Source organism: Acetobacter sp. P1H12_c (assembly GCF_018811975.1).
GTDB classification, from domain to species: domain Bacteria; phylum Pseudomonadota; class Alphaproteobacteria; order Acetobacterales; family Acetobacteraceae; genus Acetobacter; species Acetobacter persici.
This window is the reverse complement of the sequence record NZ_JACRVR010000001.1, coordinates 103430-127110: the sequence shown is the minus strand read 5'-3', so window position 1 is coordinate 127110 and position 23681 is coordinate 103430. Positions and strand designations below refer to the sequence as shown.

At 54.3% G+C, this 23681-nt stretch carries 27 protein-coding genes and 1 tRNA gene; 19 read left to right on the top strand and 9 right to left on the bottom strand.

From position 1 onward, the window contains the following. The first annotated feature begins 2 nt into the window (after positions 1 to 2). From hisH to ubiM, 7 genes are read left to right on the top strand one after another with little or no spacing between them, the layout of a single operon-like run. Entirely contained in the window at positions 3 to 671 is a 669-nt protein-coding gene (gene hisH, locus KP699_RS00675) for an imidazole glycerol phosphate synthase subunit HisH (protein ID WP_215761318.1), read from the top strand. Beyond that, entirely contained in the window at positions 664 to 1998 is a 1335-nt protein-coding gene (gene hisA, locus KP699_RS00670; RefSeq protein ID WP_215761501.1) for a 1-(5-phosphoribosyl)-5-[(5-phosphoribosylamino)methylideneamino]imidazole-4-carboxamide isomerase, read from the top strand. Before hisH ends, hisA begins: the two co-directional genes overlap by 8 nt. Next, positions 1998 to 2786: an imidazole glycerol phosphate synthase subunit HisF gene (gene hisF, locus KP699_RS00665; RefSeq protein WP_212355915.1), complete on the top strand. Its 789-nt coding sequence runs from the start codon at positions 1998 to 2000 to the stop codon at positions 2784 to 2786. The genes hisA and hisF overlap by 1 nt, the downstream gene beginning before the upstream one ends. Beyond that, positions 2783 to 3274 carry a phosphoribosyl-ATP diphosphatase gene (locus KP699_RS00660; protein ID WP_215761317.1) on the top strand — a complete coding sequence of 164 codons (492 nt, stop codon included), beginning with the start codon at positions 2783 to 2785 and terminating at the stop codon, positions 3272 to 3274. The genes hisF and KP699_RS00660 overlap by 4 nt, the downstream gene beginning before the upstream one ends. Before the next feature lie 3 nt (positions 3275 to 3277). Continuing rightward, positions 3278 to 3652, top strand: coding sequence for a histidine triad nucleotide-binding protein (locus tag KP699_RS00655; protein ID WP_025826581.1), 375 nt, complete (start codon positions 3278 to 3280; stop codon positions 3650 to 3652). 41 nt (positions 3653 to 3693) lie between these two features. Then, positions 3694 to 4284, top strand: coding sequence for a nitroreductase (locus KP699_RS00650; RefSeq protein WP_215761316.1), 591 nt, complete (start codon positions 3694 to 3696; stop codon positions 4282 to 4284). A 4-nt stretch (positions 4285 to 4288) separates the two neighbouring features. Beyond that, positions 4289 to 5491 carry a 5-demethoxyubiquinol-8 5-hydroxylase UbiM gene (gene ubiM, locus KP699_RS00645; RefSeq protein WP_215761315.1) on the top strand — a complete coding sequence of 401 codons (1203 nt, stop codon included), beginning with the start codon at positions 4289 to 4291 and terminating at the stop codon, positions 5489 to 5491. Between the two features lie 148 nt (positions 5492 to 5639). Here ubiM and KP699_RS00640 read toward each other — a convergent pair whose 3' ends face one another. After that, complete coding sequence (locus KP699_RS00640) at positions 5640 to 6059, bottom strand: DUF4186 domain-containing protein (RefSeq protein WP_374196861.1); 420 nt, start codon at positions 6057 to 6059, stop codon at positions 5640 to 5642. Positions 6060 to 6563: 504 nt separating this feature from the next. Here KP699_RS00640 and KP699_RS00635 point away from each other — a divergent pair. Continuing rightward, on the top strand, positions 6564 to 6755 hold the full coding sequence (locus tag KP699_RS00635; protein ID WP_025828430.1) for a CsbD family protein: 192 nt from the start codon (positions 6564 to 6566) through the stop codon (positions 6753 to 6755). A gap of 624 nt (positions 6756 to 7379) precedes the next feature. Beyond that, complete coding sequence (locus KP699_RS00630; RefSeq protein ID WP_215761313.1) at positions 7380 to 8711, top strand: site-specific integrase; 1332 nt, start codon at positions 7380 to 7382, stop codon at positions 8709 to 8711. A 95-nt stretch (positions 8712 to 8806) separates the two neighbouring features. Here the strand turns inward: KP699_RS00630 and rhuM are convergent, their stop codons facing one another. From rhuM to KP699_RS00615, 3 genes are all read right to left on the bottom strand, one after another. Further along, positions 8807 to 9847, bottom strand: a complete 1041-nt coding sequence (gene rhuM / locus KP699_RS00625; protein WP_215761312.1) for a RhuM family protein — start codon at positions 9845 to 9847, stop codon at positions 8807 to 8809. 150 nt (positions 9848 to 9997) lie between these two features. Beyond that, positions 9998 to 10561, bottom strand: a complete 564-nt coding sequence (locus tag KP699_RS00620; protein WP_215761311.1) for a hypothetical protein — start codon at positions 10559 to 10561, stop codon at positions 9998 to 10000. After that, positions 10558 to 10764, bottom strand: coding sequence for a helix-turn-helix domain-containing protein (locus KP699_RS00615; RefSeq protein ID WP_215761310.1), 207 nt, complete (start codon positions 10762 to 10764; stop codon positions 10558 to 10560). Before KP699_RS00615 ends, KP699_RS00620 begins: the two co-directional genes overlap by 4 nt. A gap of 177 nt (positions 10765 to 10941) precedes the next feature. On the opposite strand from KP699_RS00615, the gene KP699_RS00610 reads away from it, so the two are divergent. The 10 genes from KP699_RS00610 (at position 10942) to KP699_RS00565 (ending at position 18476) form a co-directional block, all read left to right on the top strand. Continuing rightward, positions 10942 to 11187 carry a hypothetical protein gene (locus KP699_RS00610; protein WP_215761309.1) on the top strand — a complete coding sequence of 82 codons (246 nt, stop codon included), beginning with the start codon at positions 10942 to 10944 and terminating at the stop codon, positions 11185 to 11187. Further along, complete coding sequence (locus KP699_RS00605) at positions 11184 to 11627, top strand: hypothetical protein (protein WP_215761308.1); 444 nt, start codon at positions 11184 to 11186, stop codon at positions 11625 to 11627. The genes KP699_RS00610 and KP699_RS00605 overlap by 4 nt, the downstream gene beginning before the upstream one ends. Then, positions 11624 to 12055 (top strand): hypothetical protein, encoded by a 432-nt coding sequence (locus tag KP699_RS00600; RefSeq protein WP_252346712.1) that lies wholly within the window; start codon positions 11624 to 11626, stop codon positions 12053 to 12055. The genes KP699_RS00605 and KP699_RS00600 overlap by 4 nt, the downstream gene beginning before the upstream one ends. Next, on the top strand, positions 12052 to 13284 hold the full coding sequence (locus KP699_RS00595; protein WP_179194487.1) for a hypothetical protein: 1233 nt from the start codon (positions 12052 to 12054) through the stop codon (positions 13282 to 13284). Before KP699_RS00600 ends, KP699_RS00595 begins: the two co-directional genes overlap by 4 nt. A 136-nt stretch (positions 13285 to 13420) precedes the next feature. Next, positions 13421 to 13726: a DNA-binding protein gene (locus KP699_RS00590; protein ID WP_215761307.1), complete on the top strand. Its 306-nt coding sequence runs from the start codon at positions 13421 to 13423 to the stop codon at positions 13724 to 13726. After that, positions 13723 to 14334, top strand: a complete 612-nt coding sequence (locus KP699_RS00585; protein WP_215761306.1) for a hypothetical protein — start codon at positions 13723 to 13725, stop codon at positions 14332 to 14334. The genes KP699_RS00590 and KP699_RS00585 overlap by 4 nt, the downstream gene beginning before the upstream one ends. Further along, positions 14321 to 15388, top strand: a complete 1068-nt coding sequence (locus tag KP699_RS00580; RefSeq protein WP_215761305.1) for a toprim domain-containing protein — start codon at positions 14321 to 14323, stop codon at positions 15386 to 15388. The genes KP699_RS00585 and KP699_RS00580 overlap by 14 nt, the downstream gene beginning before the upstream one ends. Continuing rightward, positions 15357 to 17267 carry a DUF927 domain-containing protein gene (locus KP699_RS00575; RefSeq protein ID WP_215761304.1) on the top strand — a complete coding sequence of 637 codons (1911 nt, stop codon included), beginning with the start codon at positions 15357 to 15359 and terminating at the stop codon, positions 17265 to 17267. The genes KP699_RS00580 and KP699_RS00575 overlap by 32 nt, the downstream gene beginning before the upstream one ends. Positions 17268 to 17354: 87 nt before the next feature. Continuing rightward, complete coding sequence (locus tag KP699_RS00570; protein WP_215761303.1) at positions 17355 to 17660, top strand: helix-turn-helix domain-containing protein; 306 nt, start codon at positions 17355 to 17357, stop codon at positions 17658 to 17660. Between the two features lie 246 nt (positions 17661 to 17906). Further along, a complete protein-coding gene (locus tag KP699_RS00565; protein ID WP_215761302.1) occupies positions 17907 to 18476 on the top strand; it encodes a recombinase family protein in 570 nt (189 codons plus the stop codon). A gap of 885 nt (positions 18477 to 19361) precedes the next feature. Here KP699_RS00565 and KP699_RS00560 read toward each other — a convergent pair. The 5 genes from KP699_RS00560 to mnmG form a co-directional block, all read right to left on the bottom strand. Then, positions 19362 to 19437: transfer RNA gene (locus KP699_RS00560), tRNA-Lys, on the bottom strand. Positions 19438 to 19504: 67 nt separating this feature from the next. Then, positions 19505 to 20431, bottom strand: coding sequence for a ParB/RepB/Spo0J family partition protein (locus KP699_RS00555; RefSeq protein WP_212374926.1), 927 nt, complete (start codon positions 20429 to 20431; stop codon positions 19505 to 19507). Next, positions 20425 to 21216 carry a ParA family protein gene (locus tag KP699_RS00550; RefSeq protein WP_086654517.1) on the bottom strand — a complete coding sequence of 264 codons (792 nt, stop codon included), beginning with the start codon at positions 21214 to 21216 and terminating at the stop codon, positions 20425 to 20427. Before KP699_RS00550 ends, KP699_RS00555 begins: the two co-directional genes overlap by 7 nt. Beyond that, the gene (gene rsmG / locus KP699_RS00545; RefSeq protein WP_215761301.1) at positions 21209 to 21805 is read right to left on the bottom strand and encodes a 16S rRNA (guanine(527)-N(7))-methyltransferase RsmG; all 597 of its coding nucleotides are present in this window, start codon (positions 21803 to 21805) and stop codon (positions 21209 to 21211) included. Before rsmG ends, KP699_RS00550 begins: the two co-directional genes overlap by 8 nt. Beyond that, on the bottom strand, positions 21802 to 23673 hold the full coding sequence (gene mnmG, locus KP699_RS00540; protein WP_215761300.1) for a tRNA uridine-5-carboxymethylaminomethyl(34) synthesis enzyme MnmG: 1872 nt from the start codon (positions 23671 to 23673) through the stop codon (positions 21802 to 21804). The genes rsmG and mnmG overlap by 4 nt, the downstream gene beginning before the upstream one ends. Between the last annotated feature and the right edge of the window lie 8 nt (positions 23674 to 23681).

The following is a 23681-nucleotide window of genomic DNA, read 5'->3' as shown; positions in this document are numbered from 1 at the left end:
TTATGACCAGATCCCTCTCCATTGCCGTCGTTGATTATGAAGGCGGCAATCTGGCTTCTGCCGCCCGTGCGGCCGCCCGTGCGGCAGAGCTTTCGGGCCTTGAAGCCTCGGTACGGATTACCAGCTCCCCGGCGGATGTCCGCGCGGCGGACCGCATCATTCTGCCCGGTCAGGGAGCGTTTGCTGACTGCGCCCGCGGGCTCCAGTCCGTCTCTGGCCTGAAAGACGCCATTCTGACGGCCACCCGCGCGGGCACGCCCTTTCTGGGAATTTGCGTCGGCATGCAACTGATGGCCGAGCGCGGGCTGGAACATGGCACAACGGAAGGGTTTGGCTGGATTGCGGGCGAAATTGCTCCCATGGACGCCCCCGGCCTGCGTATGCCGCAGATGGGCTGGAATGAGCTGAACTTCACCCGTTCCCACCCGCTCACGGAAGGGCTCGGCGGCGCCCCCCACGGCTATTTTGTCCATTCCTACGCGCTGAGAAACACGAAGCCCGATACCCTGATTGCCACCACGGATTATGGTGGTGCGGTCCCTGCCATCGTGTGCAACGGGAATGTTGCCGGAACACAGTTCCATGTTGAAAAAAGCCAGACCGTTGGCTTGCAGATTCTGGCCAATTTTCTGAGCTGGACTCCGGAAACCCTCTGCGATGTCTATGTCTAAAAGCAAACTTGTTCAGCGCGTCCTCTCCCTGACGGATGATGACCTTCAGGCTCTGTGTGAAGCCGCGGACGCCGCCATTCTGGATGGCGGTGGTTTTGGGTGGGTCCAGCCGCAGGGGCGGCAGGTTCTGGAACGCTACTTCAAAGGGTTGCTGCTGGTCCCCGAGCGCATGCTGTTTGTGGTGCGGCTGAAGGGAGAGATTGTCGGCTGCGCCCAGCTCGTCCGTGCCCCGCGCAATAATGAATGTCAGGCTATGTGCATCACGCTGATGCACCTGTTTGTTGCCCCTTACGCCCGCAACCGGGGGCTGGGGGGCGCGCTGCTGCATGAGGTGGAAAACGCCGCCCGCAGCATGGGCTTCCGGGTCATGAATATGGATGTGCCCGACACCCAGACAGCCGCCATCTCCCTGTTCCAGAAAGCCGGATTCCTGCACTGGGGCACCCATCCGCACTTTGCGCGAATGGGAGACCAGACGGTGAGCGGGCTGTTCTTCACCAAACTTCTTGATACCGTGCGCTCTCCCCTTGTGGAGCCCTCCTTCTCCTCTCAGGCTGAAACACCGGACATGACTGCATCCTCTCCTTCCTCCCGCCCGCTCACTCTCTACCCGGCTATTGACCTGAAGGATGGAGCCTGCGTGCGCCTGCGCCGCGGGGAAATGGAAGATGCGACCGTCTATTCAGATGATCCGGCGGCTCAGGCGCGCGCGTGGTGTGATACCGGGTTCAAATGGCTGCATGCGGTGGACCTGAACGGAGCCTTTGCAGGCCAGTCTGCCAATGCGCCCGCGGTACAGGCCATTCTGAATGCCACCACGGTGCCCATGCAGCTTGGCGGCGGCCTGCGCGATATGAAGGCCATTGCCTCCTGGCTGGAAGCCGGTGTCACGCGGGTTATTCTCGGCTCGGTCGCGGTGAAAAATCCCGCTCTGGTCAGAGAAGCCTGCCGCATTTTCCCCGGTCAGATCGTCGCCGGGATTGATGCCCGCTCTGGCCATGTCGCAACAGAAGGCTGGGCCGAAGTTTCTGACATGCAGGCAACAGAACTCGCCCTGCGGATGCAGGAAGCCGGGGTGGCCGCCATTATTTTCACGGAAATCAGCCGCGATGGGATGCTGGACGGGCTGGATATTGACCAGACCGTCGCCCTCGCCAACACCGTCTCCGTCCCGGTGATCGCCAGCGGCGGGGTGGGCAATCTCGACCATCTGGCCGCTCTGCGCAAAGCAGCAGATGACACACCGGGCCTTGAAGGCGTAATTGTTGGCCGGGCACTGTATGATGGCCGGGTCTCCCCGGCTGAGGCTCTGAAGGTTCTGGCCTGATGCTGAAACTCCGGGTTATCCCCTGTCTGGACGTCAAGAACGGGCGCGTTGTCAAAGGCGTGAACTTTGTTGAACTGCGTGACGCCGGGGACCCTGTGGAACAGGCCGCCCTGTATGACGCCGCCGGGGCTGATGAACTGACCTTTCTGGACATCACAGCCAGCCATGAAAACCGTGATACCATTCTGGATGTTGTGGGCCGCACGGCAGAACGGATTTTTCTGCCACTGACGGTCGGCGGGGGGGTCCGCACCACGGATGACATGCGCCGCCTGCTGCTGGCGGGGGCGGATAAATGCGCCATGAATTCCGCAGCCGTCTCCCGGCCAGACCTGATTAACGAGGCTGCTCAGAAATTCGGCAGCCAGTGCGTAGTGGTCGGCGTTGATGCCCGCCAGACATCGGACGGCAAATGGGAAGTCTATACCCACGGTGGCCGCACCCCAACCGGACGCGACGTGATTGACTGGTGCCGGGAAGTAGCGGAGCGAGGCGCCGGAGAAATCCTGCTGACCTCCATGGACCGGGACGGTACCCGCTCAGGTTTTGATCTGTCCTTGCTGAAAGCGGCAACACAGGCCGTCAGACTCCCGATTGTCGCCTCAGGCGGTGTGGGAGAGCTGAAGCATTTTGTGGAAGGTGCCGAGGCAGGTGCTACCGGGCTTCTGGCTGCCAGCGTCTTTCATTTTGGCCAGTTTACAGTGTCTCAGGTTAAAACCGCGCTGGCTGAAGCCGGTCTGCCCGTCCGTCCCAACCCACTCTCTTTTCAGGCAAATCCCCGCACATGACCAAAAAGCCCAGCATCAAGACGCCGGTAAAGGCCCCTTCCAAAGCCAGCACAAAAGCCGCGCCAAAAAGCAGTCCGAAGAAGGCCGCGCCTGCAAAAAAGAGTCTGAAGGCCAAAGAGATTCTGGAAGACACGCTTTCTCAGTCCGCGGATGAAACCGTGCTGGACCGGCTGTATCAGGTTGTCCTGAGCCGGAAGGGCACAGACCCGAGCCTGAGCCACTCCGCCCGCCTTCTTTCTCGCGGCACATACAAGGTCGCCCAGAAATTTGGGGAAGAAGCGGTAGAATGTCTGATTGAAGCCGTGGCTGGCCGCAAGGATCTTCTGGTTGGTGAAAGTGCCGATGTCCTCTACCACCTTATTGTTCTGTGGGTCGATGCGGGTGTAGCACCAGAAGACGTCTGGGCGGAGCTGCGCCGCCGTGAAGGGACAAGCGGCATTGCCGAAAAAGCCTCTCGTCCTAAAGAAAATTTGTCAAAAAAGGGATAAGTCATGGCTGTTAAAGGAACAGGGCCTTACAACCCGGAAAACATTTTTGCCAAAATTCTGCGGGGAGATATTCCCTGCAAGAAGGTTTTTGAAAATGAGTGGGTTCTGGCGTTTCAGGACATTGCCCCCAAAGCGGCGGTGCATGTGCTGATTATCCCAAAAAAACCTTATGTCTCATTTATTGATTTTACAAAAAGCGCATCTGAGGATGAAATTTCCGGCGTCATGAAGGCGGCCGGAAAAATTGCCTCCGATCTCGGGCTGGATGAAACCGGATATCGCGTGATTACCAATGCGGGAGAAAATAGCGGGCAGGAAGTGCCGCATTTCCACCTGCACCTGCTGGGAGGCCAGCCTCTGCCGCCCTTCCCCGTCTGAACAGGCTTCTTTCTTCATTGTTTGAAACAGGACCTTTGATCATGACACCCATGGACATGCTTCTGACCCGCGCCTCCTGCGACCATCTGGCAGACCCCGCCCCGTCACAGACCCAGCTTGCCGAAATTCTGGCTACCGCCATGCGCGCCCCTGACCACGGCAAGCTGCGGCCCTGGCGTTATGTCATTATTCAGGGGGAAGCCCGTCCTGTTATGGCCGAACGCATCATCGCCAGCATGAAGCGGCTGGATGCAGAGGCTCCGGAATTTAAAATTGAAAAGCGCCGTAAGCGTTTTTCAACCATGCCGCTGATTCTGGCCCTCGGCATGCATCTGCGCCATGACCATAAAATTCCCTTATGGGAGCAGGAAATGGCCGTTGCCGCTGCAACCATGAACGTGCTGAACGCCCTGCATGCAACAGGCTTTGGCGGCGTCTGGGTTTCTGGCGATGTAGTGGAAGATCCTGTTCTTGCGGAAGAGATCGGTTTCCCGGCACCTCACCGTCTGGCGGGCTTCCTGTTTATCGGCACACCGCAGGGTGATCTGCCTACACCCAAACGGCCGGACCCGGCAGAGTTTACCGCGACATGGACTGGCAAACCCGTCACCTTTGCCGCAGACAGGACCTGAGACCATGACCACACCAGCACAGACAGATGTTGCCATTATCGGAGGGGGGCCGGTCGGGCTGGCTACAGCACTTTCTCTCGAAAGTGCCGGTCTGTCTGTCACGGTGCTGGAACGCGCACCCCGTGCCGTCTGGGCAGAGCCGTCTTTTGACGGACGGGAAATTGCCCTCACGCACCATGCAGTTCATACCCTGCAAAAAAATGGTGCGTGGGATTATATTCCGGAATCCGCCATCTGCCCGCTTCGGGAAGCCCGCGTAGAAACAGGCAAGTTTCCGCACCCGCTACGTTTTGATACAAACGGGCAAGGGGTGGATGCTCTGGGCTGGCTTGTCTCCAATAACCATATCCGGCGCGCCCTGTTTGCTGCGGCGGCAGAACGCCCACGCATCACGCTGCTGGACTCCACATCCGTTGAAACGGTCCGGCAAAATCCGGCAGAGTCTGTTGTCCACCATTCGCATGGCCAGACAGCTGCGCAACTGGTGGTCGGGGCAGACGGGCGTTTCTCTCCCACCCGGCGGCGTGCCGGGATCGGGGCGATTATTCATGACTTCAAGCGGAGCATGCTGGTGTGCCGCATGGCGCATGAGTCCCCGCACCACAATGTTGCAACGCAATGGTTTGATGAGGGGCAGACGGTCGCCCTGTTGCCCGTCAATGGCATGGCGTCCTCCATCGTGCTGACACTCCCCCCGGACGATATCCAGCACCTGCTGGATATGCCCCGAGATGCCTTTAATCAGGAAATCATGCAGCGCGTTGGCAACAGGCTAGGCCAGATGCGCCTTGTCAGCACCCGGCACGCTTACCCGCTGAAAGGTGTGTACGCGCATCGCTTTGCGGCGCGCCGCCTAGCACTTGTGGGCGATGCCGCCGTAGGAATGCACCCGATTACCGCTCACGGCTTCAATCTTGGCCTGCGCGGGCAGGAAACACTGGCAACAGAAGTTGGTAAAGCATTTTCAACCGTTGGTGATGCCGGAGATGCACGGGCCTTACGACGCTTTGAACGCCAGCACCGCCTGATAACGGCTCCGCTCTTTGCCGGAACCAACGGAATTGCCACGCTCTATACACATGATGGTGCCCCTTTCCGCCACCTTCGGCAGGCCGGTATACGCCTTGCGGACTCGTTCACACCTTTCAAAAATGCAGTGACAGCCCTGCTAATGGACCGGGAAGTTCAGCCCCCAAAAGCCTCCTGAATTATCTCAGGGTTTTCAGCTCTTCCATTGAACAGAACAGGGATTTTACTAACTCTGCTCTGTCGCTTTCTATAATGGCAGAGTAAAAGTTGAAGTCAGATCAAATCAAAGACGGCGTCAAAAATTTGTTCAAGGGTCAAGCGCCCGTCTATTCGTCTCGTGGCACTTCCCGCTCCAGCCACGCCGCAATAACAGCCAGGACATAGCGCTGCTGCCAGACAGTTAACTGAGTTCCTTTTGAAAAATGATGCCATTTTTCAAGACAGGATCGGCAGCATGTTGCTGTGGCATGTTGGGCTACAAAAACAGGATGCCCCTTCCATGGGGTCTGTTTGCCATCACGAGCCGGGTGCGCAGGAGCTAGCCGTCTGGTGATAAACTCTGCCCCATGTTCCAGCACAACGGGCAGAGTTTTATCCTCGACATATGATAAATCATCTTTATTTAAATGAAATTTTCTCCGGAATGCGGACCGCGCCAGCTTCTCCCAAAGTTCCTGTTCAACAGGAGGCAACGCGCGCTCATCACGCTCGTCGTCCCATACACTGAACAGATCACCCTGAGACAACATCGCTTTCCATACCCTCGCCAGACATTTCGTATCTACATATTTTGTATCTACGTTTTTTTCGCACTTACTGACCTAACGCTCCACCTTATCATCATACACAGCGTAAATTACGGTGAGAACTCAACTCAGCATGGAGAACACTCCGCCAAGGAAAAAGCATCTCCTCATATTTTTACAGTCTTGGGAGGCGTTTACAGTCAATGTAAAGCAACAGACCACCAAGAACCATAATCAGAGCTCGTCTGCTTATCCTTCATCACCAGATGGCATTAGTCATTAGTGCTGTAATGGGACATTAAGCAGCCACAACTGTTATATTTAGACTGAATAACAAACAGTTGCTTCAAAAGATTTTTGCCACGCGACTGAACACAGGCCGAAAAGATAATTCATCGCGAAATCACTTCCAGAATGCCACGTCTAAAATTTTTTGTGCGTTCTTCGAGGAACTGAACTCAAATCCCTACGTTTAGATTGCATAGAATTAAGGAGGATATCTCAATGAGCTCCATGAAAGACAAAGTAACCGGCATTGCTAATCAGGTTGCAGGCAAGGTGAAGGAAGAAACCGGCAAGCTGACAGACAATGAACGTCTTGAAGCCGAAGGCATTGCACAGAACCTGAAAGGCAAAGTGCAGAAAACTACCGGTGACGTAAAAGATACCGTTAAAAGCGGGATCGATAAACTCTAAGCGTCCAAAAGCTTTCGTTTGTAAAAAGCCTCGGCATCAAAAATATGCCGGGGCTTTTTATTATCTTCGAAATACAGAAATAAAACTGAGTTTCTACAAGATCAGGACGCCAGATTACGTTACGCACTGTTTTCCAATAGAAAACTAGCGGCCCCATTGGACTGTAAAAGCATGAAATGGCGTGAACGGTCTTAAACAACCATCATCAGACTCTAGCGTCTGGAATCCACCTTAATCTTTGAAAAGATTGGTGGGCGCACAAGGGCTCGAACCTTGGACCCGCTGATTAAGAGACAGTGGCGGTGAGATACCGTTAAGACGCAGGCAGACGCAAAGAGCCGCAAAAACCCTTGTTTTCCCTCACCTTATCAAACATCTATGACGCAACGTGACGCAGCAAGCCGCACGGATTACCTTTTCAAATGACTCCGGAGTGACTCCGGAAAAGTCTATCAGCGGGTGAGAGGGGAAAAACGGAGGGCGGCGTTACACCAAAAGCAGGTGTATAAGGTGTATAGGTGTAACACTCATAGATAATATACTGTTTTCCCTCAGTTTTTCCCTTCTCAGACTGCTACACCTCACGGTTTGGTGAGGTGTATAAGGTGTAACAGAGGGTTCGGCATGAAGTTTACAAAATCGGGAATAGACGCCCTCACCTGCCCGCCGGGAAAGCGGGACGTGATGTTCACGGATAGCGAGGTTAAGGGCTTCGCCATCCGGGTGAACGCAACCGGCAGCAAGACCTTTCTGTTCAACTACCGCTTTGGTGGTAAGGCCCGGAGGCTGGTGCTTGGCCAGTATGGGGAATTGACCCTCGCACATGCCCGCAAACTGGCAGAAGCCGCACGGGGTAAGGTTCTGGCGGGTGGTCACCCTGCCGAAGAGAAGAAAGCCGTTGCTCAGGCCTTCCAGCAGCAGGCCATAGAGGATGCCAGACAAGCCGCTGTAAATGCCCTCACGTTTGAAGCCCTCATAGACCGCTGGACCAGCAACGCTCTGCGGGACAGTAGCGCGAGCCACCGCACGGAAGCGCCGCGCCGCCTGCGGCTTAATTTTGCGGACATGCTGAACCGGCCAGCCCATGCCCTGACCGTGGCAGAAGTGCAGATCCGGCTGGATGACGTGGCGGAAAAGCACCCGACCACAGCCCGCCGCCTGCTGTCCTATGGCCGCGCTCTGCATGGCTGGGCGATGAAGCGCCAACTGGTAGAGGAAAATCCCTTTGCTCATGTGGTGGTAGAAGGCCGTGAGGTATCCCGTGACCGTGTGCTGACCGATGCCGAATTAGGTGCGGCATGGCGGGCCGCCTGCCAGATGCCCTATGCCTTTGGCCCGTTCTTTCGGCTGCTTGTTCTCACGCTCCAGCGCCGGAGCGAGGTTGCGGGGATGCGATGGGAAGAGATAACGCCAGACCTGACCACATGGACCATTCCGGCCAGTCGCACCAAGAACGGCAAAGAGCATATTGTCCACTTGTCCGAGCCCGCCCGGCAGGTTCTGGCCTCCCTCCACCGGCAGACAGACAGCAAAACCGGGTCCGTCTCTCCGTTTGTGTTCACCAATACGGGCCGCACGCCCATATCTGGCTTCTCTGATGGCAAAGAGCGGCTGGAAGCTCTGATGGAACAGGAGCGGGCTAACAACGCCCCCGGAGGGCCAAAAAACGCGGGAAAGAAACCCTCCGCCCTGCCAGCAAGCGGATGGCGGCTGCATGACTTGCGGCGTACGGGGGTGACCACAATGGCCCGCTTAGGCATTGGCCCCCATGTGGCCGATAAGGTGCTGAACCATACGGAGGGAGCCATAAGTGGCGTGGCCGCCGTGTATCAGCGACATGAGTTCCTGAAGGAACGGGCTGCGGCTTTGGATGCTTGGGCCGGGCATGTGCTGAGTGTGACTTCCACGGCGGGAATCGAACCCACGGCAGGAAATGTCGTGCTTCTGCGGAGGTAAAGAAAAAGGGCCTCTGCAAATTTACAGAGGCCCCTAGAGACGCTGATCTGCCAATCCGGCTAGAGAGCAGCACAACCCGTTAAGTCTATAATCAATTACTCGCTTTTGGGTTTGCGTGTTCGTCGAGTCTGCCGTGTTTTTTGCTCAATTTCTCCCAGCGCGGCACTCACATCAATGTCAGGTTCGCTTTCTGCCAGTTTACGGGCCGCGTCTTTGCGGGCTTGGTCAAACTCTTCATAGCGTCTATGGGCAATCGTCTCTGCTGTTGCCTGAGACCGGCTGCCTCTACCACTAAGCACATGCAGTTCATTGCTTTCGAGGAAGCGATCTAGAATCCCATCCCACTCTGCCAGCTTGATGGTTTGTCTGCGCCGCGTTCTGAGGTCTGCCGTGTCAAGGAACATGCTCACGATCAGATTAAGTTCTTTAATCTCAAGGTCACCAAGATAGTTCTTAGCTACTGTCACATCTTCTTTCCTGACACGTCCATGCTTCCACGCAGTCAGCCCCATATTCGGAGCTGTCGGGTTGGAACGCTCTATAACCAATTCAGCCGCTGTATGCCCTGTAACCGCGTAAAGCATCTTGTTCTGGATGGTTGCGTAGAAAGAGAGAGAGGCACGGCTGCTGGGTTCGTAATCATCACTCAGGGCCAGAATGTCCCTTACCTTGCGGTAGAACTGCGCCTCAGAAGCCCGGATGGCTTGGATGCGTTCCAGCAGTTCATCAAAATGGTCAAACTGCGGATCTTTCAGGCGTTCGTCATCCATCACGAACCCTTTAACGAGATACTCTTTCAGAACGCTGTTTGCCCAACGGCGGAACTGTGTGCCACGGTTCCCACGAACGCGAAAACCAACAGCCAGAATAACGTCCAGATTGTAGCACTCTACCTCTCTGGAAACTGCCCGCTCTCCCTCCATTTGAACTATTGGGAATTTCCCAATAGTTCCCTCCGGGGAACATTCTCCATCTTCAAAAATGTTCTTAAGGTGTTGATTTATCGTCGTTACATCACGATCAAATAAGTCAGCCATACCTTTTTGTGATAGCCAAACGGTACCGTTAACTGCCTTGAGGGTAATGGTGGCAGCGCCATCTTCTGTGCTGTATAGAATGATCTCGCCGTTATTCATTTTGCTCTACTCAACCTCATTCATCACGCAAGCTTGTTTGAACCGGCAACCAACCTGTAAGCAATCCTTACAGGTTCACTCCTTTCAAGAAAAATTGGATAGCGTGACTGACAATATCTATCCGTGCAGAAACCACTAAAAATTTGTAGATTAATCCTTCAAAAAAATCTTTAAATTTTCAAATTTATTTATTTCAAGTAAAAATTTACACATCCTCGGAACAAATACAAATGCAGAAATAACTGATAAATACGTTAAAATATTAATGTCATTATATTTTCTTATTTTTTCATACGCAGCAATAATTGATATTAAAAGTGCAGAGAAAATGTACATTCCTTCAAAAAAATTTTGATAATTCTTTTTATCATTCTCCAAGTCTTTATATGAATAAATAAGCGGATTCTTTATATATTTAAGCTCGAAAAAATAAACAATACAATTAGATACACAAAAAATGGCTAATAAAATAAATGCCAAATCAAAAATTCCCATTTCTTCAAAAAAAGCTCCTACCACAACCCATAAAACACACGAAATAGGTAACAATAAGTCAGATATTATTATCAATTTATAGTTTTTAATTATTTTGTCATAAGATTTTATCCAATTTCTCATTATTATTTTTATATAAAAAAAGAATCCTATGCTTGAGGAAAGAATTACTGTTCGTTCTTTGTAAATGAATTTTATGATATCAATTTTTGTAATCATATTTTCCTCCGCAGTCTTATCCCAACCCCACCGCCATTTTCAGGGATGAACTGGACGCCTGCGGTTTCTAGGGCGGAACGGATGGCTTCCACAGTGCGCGGATATAGGGCTTCTCCACGCTCAAGACGGGTAATGGTGTTCGTGGAGACATTTGCCAATACGGCAAGCTCCCTAACACCTAATCCAAGCCCAGCACGGGCCATCTTGCATTGCTCTGGCGTCATATAACTTCGCTACACTGTGTCGAGTTTTTGCTTGACGTTTCCGCCATTCGTGGTGACAGTGTAGCGACCTTAGGCTCTAAAGCCAAGGCGGCAAGGCATAGAGCTACCACCCTCTAAGCCCTGCCTAACCACAACCGCTCGCACTAGGAGACGGTAATGGCTGACCGCGCCTATACCATGCCCGGCACATGCTGGGCAGTGCTTACACCTGCTCGCCTGCATGGCGATGCTCTGGCCGCCTTCGCTGTGGCTGGCCTTTCTCTGCTAGCTCTGGCTGGCTTCCTGCACCCTGAACACCTGCACAGCCCCTCCGGAGGGGTAGCAATCCACACGCACCACCACAGCAGCCCTCACTCTATTCTGGTGGCTTCTGCTGCTGTTGGTGCGGAGGTAATGCAATGAGTCAGACCACACAGCCCTCCGGCCTCTCTCGCCGTGGTGCCCTTGCCTCTGTGCTGGCCGCTACAGCAGCCGCCCTGCCCGTTATGGCCTCCGCCGCACCTCACTCTCAGGATGCCGCCTTACAGGCGCTCTCTGACGCATTCTGGCAGGTCCACAATGAAATATGGTCTGCTGATTATCTGGCAGAACACGAATACGGCTCTCCCGAACAGAAGAGGTTAGAGGCCAAGCTAGAGCAGCTTTGCCAGCAGGAAGGTCTGCTTGTGAAACAGCTTGCCCAAACGCCTGCCCGCACTCAGTCCGGCCTGAAAGCCAAAGCTGCTATCCTGCAAAGCCTGCTGCCAGACATAATGCGCGATTGCTACTTGTCCGACGACTCCGGAGAGTTCCTGCTTGTCATGAGCCTGCTGGGTGATCTGACCGGGGGTTCTCAGGTATGAGCAATCCTTCCGTTTCCCGCCGTAGCGTATTGGGGGCATCCCTCGCCGCCACTGCGGCTGCCGTGCCTGCTGTGACTTCCACTCGCACCGCTCCGGGGCCAGACGCCCTGCTTCTGGATGTGCTGGCCCGTTACTGGCGAGCAGAACGCGCCATCCTCGCTATGGAGGCCGTGCGGGAGCCACCTTTAAAGTCACTGGAATATCCCGTATGGGAGGCAAAGTTTGATGCCCTGATAGCAGATCGTGCGCAGGCAATAGGCCAGTTGTCCGGTATTCGCGCCGTAACTACGGAGGGCTGGCAAGCCAAAGCTCAGGTAGTTGAACGCTGCCTGCCATCCAGCGTGCGCTGGGATGATGGCGGGATGCAGACACCTGAAATCCTGCTGGCAATGTCTTTGGCGCGGGATGTGGCTGGGGGTGCCGCATGATAGCCATGCCCTACCCCTCCGCTGGTTCCCTATTGCCTATTCCGGTTTTGTTCCCGATTAATGAGGTGAGCGCGGCTAGGTTTGGCCGCCGAACGCCTGACCCCCATGACAGGCCCGCCGCGCTGCCTTCTATGGTTCATGGGAGTAACCGACGTGGGGCGGTTGTGACGATCGAAATATATGAAAGATTACCATCTACAGAAGATAGATTGATAAATGGAGTCAAATTATCTGATGCTCCAGAATGTCTGGGCTTTTTAGACTTCCGATGTGCAAGCTTTTTTATGAGCATGTGCGCTAGTCTTGGTCGTTGTTTGGATTGCTATGGGAATGCACTACCTGACCAAGCATATTCTGAATTTGGGAACGAGGAATATTTCTTAAATAAAGTATCAATCAATCCAAAATTTCTTATAGAATACTATGAAAATAGAAATTATTATTACAAGAAAATTATTTTAATGCTTAAGAGTGGGAGAATAAAAGCTTATGGAAAACGTCATATTGAAGAAAGTATTTGGCATGAAATCCCATGCTCCTATTTTTCTTTTGATTGTAAGATACTTTTCCATAAAAATAAGATTATATCAGAAGGAATTGTTTTTTTTGATGTCCGTATAATCTGTATAGATGGTCTGCCTATTGGCTGCGCTATGATCGCCTATGGAGACCAAGAATTCATAGAACCACTCGTTGCTGGGCCTGCATATTTTTATGGCACTGATTTTTCTATACCAAGATGTACTATCCCTATTGATTTAATAAGAGAATTTCTAAAACTTTTTCGTCCAATCATGGCAGGTGGAATGCTCCGCGCTTGCTATTCCGATACTGATGAGGAGGTTCTTCCTGTTGTATGGGAGCATTGTAAAATAAGCCTACAAAACTCCGCAATATCAACAGCTTCAAAACAATGGAAGAAGGTTTCGATTTATACGCCGCATCCTCCAGTAAAAAGAGACGGAAAAGAGGTCTCATCTGTGTATATGTCAAAGCGAAAAACTATTGAAATTGAAGATAAACATAAAAAATATATAAGTAGAGGCTATGGAAGCAATGATGCTCATCTAGCCCAAAAAATGCATGAATTGATTTCGACCGGTCAGGCTCAAAACGTCCATAGGGCAGCTTGGATGCTCGTAGATAAAGCTGAAGGCAATAGTCTGGATAAAAGCAAGGTCCAGCGCCTTATGGGAGTTTATAATAAAACTTACCCTTATTCAGGTTAACAAGCATTTTTTCAGTACTTTTCAGGCTGAACAGTTCTGAAAAGACCTGAACGAACAGTCTCTCGTAATCCTCAGTTCATGCCCATGCAGCAAGCACATGCAGCAAGGGACACCATGAACTAAAGGAGTTTTCTCTATGCCTTCAACGGCACAATCTCAGAATGACCGGATACAGATGATGGGTAGCATTGCTCATTTTCCCGCACATCATCAAAAAGGCGGCTCTATGCCTTTGGTCGTATCAGAAGCCGAGGCAGCGGCACTGGTAAACCTTGCCCCACGCACCTTGCAGGCAAAAAGACTGGATGGCACCGGCCCGGCTTACGTGCAACTCACCAAGCGCCGTATTGGCTACGCAATGGAAGCCCTCCGCATCTGGGTTGCTGCACAGTCCTGCAAAAGCACGGCTGAAGCCTCTGTAAAAGCCAGAGGTGCAGCATGATTGCGGCTTTGTTCTGCGAAGGGGTTAAAACCTTCGCTATCCTTGGCCTGCTGAACCCTCCGGAAGGCTTAGGCCTCAATACGGTGGAACGTGTGGCTTTTCGGGCTGCGGCTGATGAACTGATGCTTTCCACAGAAAGCGCCCTGTATGCTGATACACACCCGGCTCTGCATGATGCCGCCTGTATCGTAAACAAGCGGGAATTCTGGTTCTGGCAGGTTGGGTTTGCAAAGCCCGCTATGGGGCAAGTCCCACGCAGGCAGGAAATATGCCTTGCAGCACCTGCCAGCATGGGAGCGCTGTGGCTACGCCAAAATCTGGACCATGCCGATTTACTGAAGCTCCCTCCAGACCGCAACGGCACGGAACTGGATGCTCGGGATTTGCTGGAGGGGTTCCGGGGGGCTTGTGACCATTATCTCTATAAAGTTGAGCAGGATTTTCAGAGCGGCAATCAGGACTTTCAGGCACTCCCCATTTGGAGAGCGGCTGCTGATGCATGGAAAGCTGTCCGCTCTCTGGGATCAGTCCTGCTTTTGACGGCTTCTCAGCCGCATCTGAAAGCTCGTATCATTTCGCCGGGAATAGCAAACCATGCGGCGGCCTAATGCCTCCGAACTGGCGCGCCTTCTGGCTGACCACATCACGCGCCTTGCGCCGGAACTGCTACCACGTGGCAAAAAGGACGGCGTAGAATGGCGCGTGGGCAGTCTGGCCGGAGAGCCGGGGCAATCCCTTGCCGTGCGTCTCTCCGGCGCACGGCGGGGCGTATGGGCGGATTTCTCCAGTGGTGAGCGTGGCGATGCTCTGGACCTTGTGGCGGCCAACCTGTTTGGTGGTGACCGTAAGCAGGCTATGGCATGGGCCTCTCACTGGCTGGGGCTGAGTGAAACTACAAACGCTGCCCCTATCCAACGCCGTGCCGTTCAAGAAAAACTGAATAACTCTCAGGAACTGGACAAAGAAGCACAGCAGCGGAGGGCCAAGGCTCGCCGGTTATGGATGGACACCCCAGCCGGAATAGCTGGCACACCTGTTGAAGCCTATCTGGCAGGGCGTGGCATAGACCTCCGGGCATTGGGCCGCGCTCCGGGTGCCTTGCGGTTTCATCCTGCCGTCTGGTGTGCGGAGGTGCGTAAMCCCCTCCCCGCCATGCTGGCCGCAATCTGCGGACCTACAGGAAAGCTGGTGGCCGTGCATCGCACATGGCTGGCGCAATCGCCCTCCGGCACATGGGCCAAGGCTGATCTTCAAAACGCAAAGAAAGTTCTTGGTGGTTTTTCGGGTGGTTGCATCCGCCTCTGGCGTGGGGCTTCCGGCAAGGCGCTGGATTTAGCGCCGGAGGGTGATGTGGCGATTGTTGCGGAGGGCATAGAGACTGCCCTGTCCTGTGCCATCGCCTGCCCGGAACACAGGGTTCTTTCTGCTGTCAGCCTCAGCAACATGGCCGCCATGAAACTGCCTGACACACTCACGGAAATTATCGTCGCAGCAGATAACGATACCGGCAATACCTCCGCACGGAAGGCGCTGGATGCTGCACTCTCACAATTCGCACAGCAGGGCCGCACTGTTCGGCTCGCTATGCCTGAAATACAGGGGCAGGACTGGAATAATGTCCTGACGCATCATGACAAAGACACAGGACCAGAACGGTCGTGACGGTGTGCGGGCAGGCCTGACGTCCGCCAAAATTGTTTCCATGCCCGGCACGAAAAGCAAAGTAGCAGGCAAACGCATAGAGTCTCCGTGCGGCCGATTTTTCTGTGATGCTCACGGGCTGTTCCGGAAGGCTACAGATAATAACAAGACGGACATGAAGCTTTCTGGTCCTGTCTGGATCATAGCCGAAACACGCGGGGCAGACGGTAAAGGCTGGGGCATTCTGCTGGGGTGGACAGACCGGGACGGCCAGCAGCATGAACAGGCTTTTCCTCGCGCCATGTTCGCGGGTGACTGTGCGGAATTGCGGAGCCAGTTAGCAGACGGAGGCCTTACCCTTCAGGCAGGTTCAGTCGCCAAAGCTGCTTTTGCAGACTGGCTGGCTTCCATCGCTACAGAGGAACGGGCGTTTTCCGTCAACCGGATAGGATGGCACACTCTGAACGGTGGCAAGGTCTACGTGCTGCCAGATGCAACCTACGGCAACCTGAAAGAGCGGGTTGTTCTGCAAACCTCTGAGCAGGATACAAACCTTTTTGGCGTATCTGGCTCTGCGGAAGACTGGAAAAGCAATATCGGCCAGTTCTGCAAAGGAAACTCACGCCTTGTCCTGGCAGTATCCATCGCTTTTGCCGCCCCGTTGCTAGGTGTGCTGGGGCTGGATGGCGGTGGCGTGTCATTTGTTGGTGCATCCCGTGCAGGGAAATCCACAGCCCTTGTGGTTGCGTGCAGTGTGTGCGGAGGGACACCAGAAGGCGGAGCCAAGGGGTATGCCCGGTCATGGCGTTCTACTGGTAACGGTATGGAAAGTGTGGCCTCGGCAAGCTGTGATGCCCTGCTAGCAATGGACGAAGTCGGCCAGCTAGACCCGAAAGAAATTGGTGACGTGGCCTATATGCTCGCCAACGGGCAGGGCAAGATGCGGGCCAGTCGGACGGGTGGTGCACGGTCTACCCCCCTCTTTCGGATACTGTTTCTCTCAAATGGTGAAAAGACACTGGCTGACCTAAACAGGGAATGCGGCAAGAGCACCAAAGCAGGGCAGGAAGTGCGGTTTGTGGATATGCCAGCCGATGCCGGAGCCGGTATGGGTTTGTTTGAAGAAACACACCATTGCGACACGCCCGGAGAGTTTGCGGACTATCTGGCAAATGCCTGCGGGCAATTCTATGGCGCATCCTTCCGGGCCTTTATGGAGCATCTGGCAGACCGCATGGCAGCGGAGGGCATGAGAGAATTCCGTGAAGCCCTGCTGGCACGGATGGACACCATAGCGACCATCTATCTGCAAAACTGGCCAAAGGCTTCCGGGCAGGTGCGCTCAGTCGCGCGGCGCTTTGCCATGATTGCTCTGGCCGGAGAACTGGCCACAGAATTTGACCTGACCGGCTGGGACCGTGACATGCCAGAGGTGCTGGTGGGCCTGTGCTTTGCCGACTGGCTGCGGTTACGCGGCACAGTCGGCCGGAGGGAGGACGAACAGGCCATCCAGCAGCTACGCGACTTCATCTCCCGCAATGCGTCTGCCCGATTTGAGGATTGGATAGATAAGTCAGCAGAGGAGCAACCTCAGAGCGGAGAGAATGGCGAGCCACCAAAAGAACGCTACCGCACAATGAACCGGGCAGGCTGGCGGCGTTGGGTCAAAGCTCCGGATGGCCGCTACGTCTGGCTCTACCTGCTAACATCTGATGGCATGAATGAAGCCCTGAATGGCCTGAGCGCACGGGATGCAAAGAAAATGCTTGTTGAGCGTGGCCTGTTAATTCCGGCCAAGGACGGCAAGTTCTCTGAACTCTTGCGCCCTCCGGGTCAGGGGCAAGTCAGACTCTACCAAGTGCATCACGATATTCTGGCGGTTGCCACGGGTGACAAGTAAGCTGGACAGGCCGGAGGGTAAGCGACTGCCCTCCGCTCATAATGCATGAGACATTCCGGTGCCAAAGCAGAAAAAGGAGAAGCAGGAATGACCAAGAAAACAGAGGAGTTCGCTGCTTCCCAGACCTTCGATAGCGTGTGGGATGCAATCTGCGATACACGGGAAGAAGCTGAGCAGATGAAGCTTCGTTTCGAAGTTATGGCGGCCCTTGAACGCTTTATGAAAGATAACAAAATGACACAGGTGCAGGCAGCGGATGCCTTTGGCGTCACCCAGCCTCGTGTTTCCGATCTGATGCGCCGGAAGTTTGACAGGTTCTCTCTGGATAGTCTTCTGAGTATGGCAGCAAGAGCAGGATTACAGGCACAGATCACTTTCCGCAAAGCTGCCTGACTAACACCTTCATTACTCCAGCCAGAGGCCAGCACAGTGCTGGCCTTTTCTGTATCTGGGGTGTTTCGTGTCGCTATGCGTCTGGTACATGGCTTAGGTTATTCCAATAGGGCAAGGTCTATTGGAACAAATGGTGTGGAACACTTTTACTCCTGTTTTCTGTTCCAATAGGGTTGTTTTTAGAGTTTTGGGACGATACAAGTCTAGGGTCTAGACCTTTTGGAACAGTTTTAGGAACGCCCTCACATGAAAATCGGATACGCACGGACTAGCACCACCGATCAGGTGGCAGGGCTTGAAGCGCAAGCCCGTGACCTGTCAGCCAATGGGTGTGAACGTATCTTCCGTGAACAGGTGAGCGGTAGCAGCACAGACCGGCCTCAGTTAAGTGCGGCGTTCGATCACATGCGGGCCGGTGATGTGCTGGTAGTGACCAAGCCGGACAGGCTGGCCCGTTCCACTGCGGACCTGCTGCGGCTGGTGGAAGAGGTCAAGGCAAAGGGTTGCGGCCTGATCGTGCTGTCCATGAACGGCATGACACTGGATACCACCAGCCCCACCAGCAAAATGATGCTGACCATGCTGGCCGCTGTCGCTGAGTTTGAACGAGACATTATGAAAGAGCGCCAACGTGAGGGCATAGCGAAGGCAAAAGCGGAGGGCCGCTATAATGGGCGCAAGCCTACAGCACGAAGTCAGGCTGAGCAGGTGCAGGCATTGGTGGCTAAGGGTGTGAGTGCCACGGAGATAGCCAAGCAGCTAGGTATGGGCCGGACCTCTGTTTATCGCTGTCTGGCGGCTTCTGCTGCGTCCTGACGGGGCGTTGTGCCGTGGGCTGGGTGCGCGCGGGCAGCGCGCGGGTTTCTTTCCCGCGTTTTTTAGCCTTTTAAGCAATTATGGTCCACTTGTTATGCGTTCAGATCATGACAAAACAGGCTGGAAACAGTCTTTTTCCCTGTCTCAAAAAGAGAGACTGGCAAGGTATTTTCTTAGGGCTTTGATCATAAATGGCAGAAAACAGCCATTCCTATATTCAGACTGTTACACCTCTTTAGACCGGGTGTAACGGCTGACACTGAAAAGGTGTAACAGATTTTCTATTATAAAACAGATAGTTACGGGGTTTGTTACACCTGTCACACCTTGTACACCTTTTTTTAGGTAAGGGGTGGAAGTGTGGGGCATGAGAGAACGCGCTCTGTCCATGCAGCTCGCGCATGGCTTTACCTGTCTCGGCAAGGGGGGCTGATTAAAGTCTCATGCCGTTTAGGCACCGCAACCGCACCAGTCTCACGCACAGATTTTCTTGGTGTTTTTTGAAAAAAATCAAGTTTTTCAAAGAGAAGCAATGAAAAGTCAGGAAAAACGTCAGAAAACAGCCATTTTCACTCTGATTGAGGGCCAAATGCCCGGAAGGGGTGGGGGGTGTTAAATCTCTACGGTCTATGAGTGCCAGGACCGCGCCATAGGCAAATTTTCATCCCCGCGAAATTGCAGACAAAAGTCACCAGCGAGGGATCAAAAGAAGCGATCAAAATTTTGTGGAGATGACTAAGCCGGAAGGATCTCTGAGCAGACTCGGAAAAGACCCCCTGCCCTGCCAGCACATAAAGGCCAATCAAATGACTCCGGATTGACTCCGGAAGACTGGCGGGATGATGAACCCCGAAGCCTGAAAACCACCTAAGTCTTTGAAAAGATTGGTGGGCGCACAAGGGCTCGAACCTTGGACCCGCTGATTAAGAGTCAGCTGCTCTACCAACTGAGCTATGCGCCCTTACAGTTCTTTGAACTGAAGTGGATGCTTTCTATCACCCACTTTCTTTTAAGACAAGTCTGAATTTTCAGCTTTTTAAACGTGCCAGCACATCATCAAGCTGATCGAGGCTCTTATAGTGAATTTGCAGCGAGCCCCCTTTCCGCCCATCGAAGTGAACCTGGACTTTCAGACCAAGCCTTGCGCCCAGATCCCGCTCCAGTGCGGCAATTTCCGGTTCTGCTGTTTTCTTCACCGGAGCGGGCTGAGGCTTCCCTTTGCTTTCCAGTGCCTTCTGCACAAGCTTTTCCGTCTGTCTTACGGAAAGCGCCTTTTCAATAACCTCTTTCGCAGCCGCAATCGGGTCAGGATGCGCGAGAAGAGCGCGGGCATGCCCGGCAGACAGGGCCCCTGCTCCAACGGCCTTCCGCACGCTCTCTGGCAGGCGGAGCAGGCGCATTGTATTGGCAACATGCGGACGGGACTTGCCAATGGCTTTTGCCAGTTCGTCCTGCGTCAGGCTGTAATCTTCCATCAGGCGGCTAAAACCGTCAGCTTCTTCGATGGGGTTGAGGTCAGCCCGCTGAAGGTTTTCAACCAGAGCCGCCGCCATGGCATCTACTTCATCCAGATCACGCACATGCACGGGTACTGTGTGGCACTGTGCCAGTTGTGCGGCACGCCAGCGGCGTTCCCCGGCGATAATCTGATACTGCCCTTTTTTGTCCGGGTCAGGCCTTACAAGAATAGGCTGAAGAATCCCCCGCGCCCGGATCGACTCCGCCAGTTCCTCCAGCGCACCCGGTTCCATATCCTGCCTCGGCTGAAATGGTCCGGGGACAAGCACGTCTACCGATAAAGAACTGACAGGCTGTATCGTCTTAGGCACAGCAGCAGGCTGCGCGTCCCCGGAAGAGGACGCGGCAACCGAGGGAGCAACATCGCCCAGCAAGGCGGCAAGGCCGCGACCGAGTTTAGGGCGGGCAGAAGATTTACGCTGAGACATGCCTAGGATGCTCTCCCCTTAATTTCCGCCGCCAAAGCCCGGTAAGAGGCGGCACCACTGGCCCGCGGGTCATACGTCATAACCGGCTGCCCATAGCTCTGTGCTTCAGAAATACGGATATTACGCGGGATAATGGTTTCAAGCACATCATCCCCGAAAAAGCTCCGGGCATCCGCTGCAACAAGTTCGGACAGGTTATTTCGTCTGTCATACATTGTCAGCACGATACCGGCCATTTTCAGGGTGGGATTGAGCTTTTTTCTCACCCGGTCGATCGTCTTGACCAGATGCCCTAACCCTTCCAGCGCAAAGAACTCACACTGCAAGGGAGCCACTACACCATCAGCGGCAACAAGGGCATTCAGGGTCAGCAGACTGAGGCTGGGCGGACAATCAATGATGATGTAATCCGCACTCTCCGCCAGCGGGACAAGGGCCTCGCGCAGACGGGTTTCACGCTCATCCGCGTCCACCAGTTCAATCTCAGCCCCGACCAGTTCGGTATTAGCGGCAATGACGGACAGACCGTTTATTTCGGTTGGCTGCAAAAGGTCGGCTGCGGGCTTTTCATGCATCAGCAGGGCATAAGCCCCGCCCTGCCGGGCATCATACCCGACACCCAGCCCGGTGGAGGCATTCCCCTGCGGGTCCATATCAAGCAGCACGACCCGTGCACCGTCTTCCGCCAGAGCTGCGGCAACATTAATGGCCGTGGTTGTTTTCCCAACCCCACCTTTCTGGTTTGCAATTGCCAGAATACGGCACGTTTTTGTTTTTTTGTCAGACTTAGACACGTTCAAGATTGCTCACTTCAAGAATCACACCATCATGGCTTGTTATGCTGCGGTGGATGCGCACATCCATGTGCCAGCTGCGTCGGGCCTCGGTCAACTCTTCATCCGCCTGCTGCCCTTTCAGAAAAAAGGCTTTCCCGTCTTTTTCCAGCAGGGGCGCAGTCCAGTCCAGAAGCCTGCTCAGGGAGGCCAGAGCGCGGGCCGTTACCACAGGGGCCGGAAGGACCTCAGCCTGTTCAATCCGCTCAGCAAGCACCGTAAGCGGAGCCTGCGTGGCCCGTGCAGCTTCCCGCAGGAAGGCCGCCTTACGCTGATCAGACTCGATCAATGTTCCGGGCATACCTGTTGCGATTGAGACAATCACGCCGGGGAAGCCCCCACCGGACCCCATATCAATAAACCGTGCCTGCCCGGCCACCAGTGGGGCTAACTGGAGGCTGTCCAGCACGTGCCGGTCCCATACACTGGCAATATCCCGCGAGGAGACGAGATTGATCCTCGGGTTCCATTTTTCCAGAAGTGCTACAAAGGCTTCCAGCCGCTCCTGCGTTTCACGTGAAACATGCATTGTTTCTGGCAGGTTCATCATCGGGCAGACGCCTTTTGCCTGACATGCGCCAGAACCGCTACCAGAGCAGAGGGGGTTACGCCCGGAATTCTTTGGGCTGCCCCAAAATTTTCTGGACGGGCACGCTCAAGACGTTCCTTCATTTCTGAACTCAACCCCCCAATTGCGTTAAAATCCATATCTCCGGGAAAACGGATTTCAGCCTCTGCTTCAAGCTGACGAATCTCACGCTGTTGCCGCACAAGATAGCCTTTATAGCGGGCCTGTGTCGTCACGTAATGCCGGGCACGTTCCGGCGCTACCAGATACCAGGGAGCAAGCTTTTCCAGCACAGCATCCTCAAGACCATACCCCAGAATTTCCAGTAAGGTTCTGCGCCGCCCGTCCAGTGCCACTTTCAGCCCGGTCTGCGCCAAGACCTGCGGCAGCCAGCCTTCCAGCTCTGCTCTTTCAGTCAGTTCTTTGATATCTGCGCAATCTTTTTCAAAAATAGCGCGTCGTTCTTCCCCAACGCAGCCCCAGTCCATGCCAATCCGTGTAAGTCGCATATCCGCATTATCGGACCGCAAAGTCAGACGATATTCCGCGCGGGAGGTAAACATCCGATACGGCTCGCTCACACCCTGCGTGGTGAGATCATCCACCATCACGCCAATATAGGCTTTCCCGCGATCAAGGCTGACAGCCTCCTGCCCGACAGCCCTGCGCGCGGCATTAACTCCAGCCAGAAGCCCCTGCGCGCCAGCTTCTTCATACCCTGTTGTTCCGTTAATCTGCCCAGCCAGAAACAGATTTTTGCATTTTTTGAGTTCCAGAGACGCCGTGAGTTCCCGTGGGTCCACGTAGTCATATTCAACAGCATAACCCGGCTGGGCAATCACTGCGTTCTCAAGGCCGGGGATGGAACGGATCATTGCCTCCTGCACGTCGGCAGGCAGACTGGTGGAAATACCGTTTGGATAGATCAGATGCCCGCCCTGGTGCTCAGGCAGAGCTTCAGGTTCCAGAAAGATCTGGTGGCTGGTTTTTTCCGCAAAACGCACAACTTTATCTTCAATCGACGGGCAATAGCGCGGCCCACGGCCTGAAATTGCCCCCCCATAGACTGCCGAGAGATGCAGAGACTCCCTGATAATATCGTGCGTTTTTTCTGTTGTGAACGTGATGCCACACACCATCTGGGGGTTTGTAATTGTAGTGGTCAGACGGCTGAAGGGTTCGGGGGATGCATCCCCCTTATCTTCCGCCAGCATTTCCCAATTTATGCTGCTTTTTAATAGCCGCGGCGGAGTGCCTGTTTTGAGCCGCCCCATTGTCAGATTTAAAGACTTCAGTCGCCTGGCTAACGCAACCGCAGGTTGTTCCCCCACGCGCCCAGCAGGCTGGCTTTTATGCCCAATATGAATAACACCATCCAGAAAGGTTCCGGTTGTCAAAACTACCGCACTGGCCTGCCAGTGTGTGCCATCTTCACATACAACACCCTGCACAGCCCCTGTCTCCGAGCACAGCAGATCACTCACAGCGCCTTCGGCGCAGATAAGATCAGGCATTTCAGCCAGCAGATCCTGCACGGCCTGTTTGTAAAGAAAGCGGTCAGCCTGCGCGCGGGGCCCCTGCACAGCAGGCCCCTTGGAGCGATTGAGCAGTTTGAAGTGAATCCCGGCACGGTCCGCAGCGCGCCCCATAATGCCATCCAGCGCGTCAATTTCACGCACAAGATGCCCTTTACCAATGCCGCCAATGGCCGGGTTACAGGACATTGCCCCAACGGTATCTTTGCGATGCGTCAGCAGAAGCGTGCGCGCACCACACCGGGCAGCGGCGGCAGCAGCCTCGCACCCTGCATGGCCACCCCCGACCACAATCACATCAAACGAACGGTCCATAATCCTGC